The sequence below is a fragment of the Roseibium sp. RKSG952 genome, from assembly GCF_009711355.1.
Window position 1 is genome coordinate 1 of record NZ_SMMF01000620.1, and the last position, 2,606, is coordinate 2,606.

A 2,606-nucleotide genomic window follows, 5' to 3' on the forward strand; every position below is an offset into this window, starting at 1 on the left:
GGAAGGGGTTTGCCGCGCTTCTGGATCAGAAATCAGGACGAGAAAAAGCCCGCGACTAGCGCGGGCTTCGAATCCCTGACCGAGCCGTCAGGCCGCGATATCGATCTTGCGGGGCTTCTTTTCGTCCGGGACGATCCGCTTGAGTTCGACCTTCAGGAGTCCGTCGGCAAGAGAAGCCCCCTCGACGTGCACCTCGGAGCCGAGCTGGAAGGCCTTCCGGAAGCTGCGGGATGAGATGCCCTTGTACAGAAAGCTCTTTTCTTCCTTTCCGTCGTCCGTAGGCTTGCCCGAAATCACGAGCACGCGGTCCTCGAGATCGATGGTGAGATCCTCATGGCGATAGCCCGCGACTGCCATGGTGAGCAAAAATACGTTTTCACCGATGCGCTCGAGATTGTGGGGAGGAAAAGTAGGGGAAGCCAAATCCTGTGCGGCGTTCAACAGATTGTCGAAGCCAATGGTGTGGCCAATGAGACTGTCGAGAAAACGGTTGTTCATGTGTTGTCCTCCTTGGAAGCGACAAGGTTTCGATTACGCGACCCGGTCATCCGCCGCCGCGACAGGCCTCGTCTGAGCACCCGCACCCTTAAGCTGATGATTGAATCCTTTGAGTTCAATATCCCGCAGCGAAAAATATGTGGACCGATAACTACCCCTGAACTCAGCCTCCGATCAATCGCCTAATCGGCCTCTCGAGATCCTCGCGGTTCCTCTCTGGCGCGGAGGGGATGGTCCTTAGATCGCGTCTCGTTCGGTTAAGCTTCCCGGCGCGCGACATCTATTTGACCGCAGCCCATGAGACGCGGCACCGTCGGGAACTTGAGATGAACGCTTTCCGTGCCTCCATATCCTTCCGGAATACTCGCGCCAACACTTCCGAGGCGGCAGGTCGGACGAGTTCCCGCTCGTCGCCCATCCAGTCCTTCGTAGAATCATCTGATATGTTGACATTTGTTCCGTCGCGTGCCACTCAAAGTGCGGCAATAAAGGATTCAATGAATGGCTACTTTCGTTAGCGCCGTTGTCTGCACGGTAGCGCTAGTCTGCTCTCCGATGACGGTCAAGGTCATTGACGGCGACACCCTGCGCATCAGCGACGAGCGCATTCGCATCATCGGGTACGACGCACCCGAGACCAACGGGGAATGCGCTGCCGAAAGCCGCCTCGCTCGCCGTTCGACGGCGCGGCTGGCGGACCTGATCGTTCGAGGTCGGGTGGTGATCGACCGCCATGGCCTCGACCGCTTCGGCAGAACGCTCGCTCATGTCCACGTCAACGACAAGAACGTCGCGGAGACACTTCTGAGCGAAGGTCTCATGCAAGTCTGGAAGGGCCGCAAGGCGGAGTGGTGCAAATGATCGTAACCGAAGGATATTTCGAAACTCTCATGAACGCGGCGATCACCTGCGAGGGAATTCTCTCCGGCGACAAGGGTGCCTTTGAGGTTCTCCTGGATCAGGGCGACCTCCGCAAGATCGTCGGCGATTGGCGCGGTCCGCACAGAGGCATGGTCAACAGCAAACCCGCTCTCGTAACGCATGAGGACCGCGAGCGCTTCTCCCATGAACTCGAAACCACCTTCTTTATGATTGCGTCCTTCGCCAAAGAGGACGACCTCACTCCCCCGCTTCTGAGCCGCGCCGCCGCCCTTCAGGGACGCATTGCCGTCGCCGTGGAGACGGGCGAGACACTTGATCTGACGGACGACGAGACGTCCGCAGCCGGCAGGGTCTTGGAATTCGTCACGCGCATGAAACTCGGACAGCTCGAACGCATCACGGACGCGTTCCGCGATGCGCACACCACCAAGATTGACAAGCAGATCTCCGCGCTCAACGCTACCGAATTACTCGTTCTCCGATTGAAGAACGCTCTCGGCTACGCGAATACGGGAAGTCTCAATCTTCGCTTGGCGGGCCAGCGTGAGGCTTGGAGCCTGGTCGAGCGGATCAAATCGAACCCCGAAATCCTCATTTCCCCCTGCGAAACCATCGAACTGGCGAGTTGACCGCATGAGTGAACCCAAGGACGATGGCCGGTCAACCCAGAGGCAAATGGAGGTGCTCGGATGAACCTAAGGACACTCAAAAAGTTGTCCAAGCGTGCAGTCCCACTGCTCCACCAGATTGGCGAAAAAAGAACGATCTTTCCCGCAGAAAAAGATGAGAACTATCACGGACTGATTATTCGGGACATGACACGGCTGGAGCGCTACGGCGCTTCGCATGCGGATGTAATCAACCCCCAGCTACACGTTGCGACCATCACGCCAAAGTGCCGGCAGGGGACAAGCCAGCCCTACGTGAAATGCTACCTGTCTCAGCACCCGATCAAAGGTACGCCCATGGTCGGAGAGGTATCGGGATACTATGAGCCCGAGTGGAGTGAAGAGACTGCTTACGAGGCTCTGCTCGGATGGGTGAGATGGAATTTCTTTGAATACGACCCGAAGACTGAGGACGGTCGGTTCACCAGATCCTTTAAACATTCGTCCGACGTTTTCCGTGCAGCAACCGAACTTCTATCGCAAAATCAACCTAATGTGACGAAATGAGAGTGGAACCCAGACATGATTCAGAAGCGCGACAAACCCCTTCCTTCAGGG

4 protein-coding genes are annotated in these 2,606 nt (G+C 57.1%); 3 read left to right on the plus strand and 1 reads right to left on the minus strand.

Going from position 1 to position 2,606, the window contains the following annotated elements; all coding sequences use genetic code 11:
* Positions 1 to 87 precede the first annotated feature (87 nt).
* Positions 88 to 498, minus strand: coding sequence for an Hsp20 family protein (locus E1297_RS02865; protein WP_155133669.1), 411 nt, complete (start codon positions 496 to 498; stop codon positions 88 to 90).
* A gap of 501 nt (positions 499 to 999) precedes the next feature.
* On the opposite strand from E1297_RS02865, the gene E1297_RS02870 reads away from it, so the two are divergent.
* The 3 genes from E1297_RS02870 to E1297_RS02880 are packed head-to-tail and all read left to right on the plus strand — an operon-like array spanning position 1,000 to position 2,555.
* Entirely contained in the window at positions 1,000 to 1,359 is a 360-nt protein-coding gene (locus E1297_RS02870; RefSeq protein WP_155133672.1) for a thermonuclease family protein, read from the plus strand.
* The gene (locus tag E1297_RS02875) at positions 1,356 to 2,009 is read left to right on the plus strand and encodes a hypothetical protein (protein WP_155133675.1); all 654 of its coding nucleotides are present in this window, start codon (positions 1,356 to 1,358) and stop codon (positions 2,007 to 2,009) included. The genes E1297_RS02870 and E1297_RS02875 overlap by 4 nt, the downstream gene beginning before the upstream one ends.
* Positions 2,010 to 2,069: 60 nt before the next feature.
* Positions 2,070 to 2,555 carry a hypothetical protein gene (locus tag E1297_RS02880; RefSeq protein WP_155133678.1) on the plus strand — a complete coding sequence of 162 codons (486 nt, stop codon included), beginning with the start codon at positions 2,070 to 2,072 and terminating at the stop codon, positions 2,553 to 2,555.
* Positions 2,556 to 2,606 lie beyond the last annotated feature (51 nt).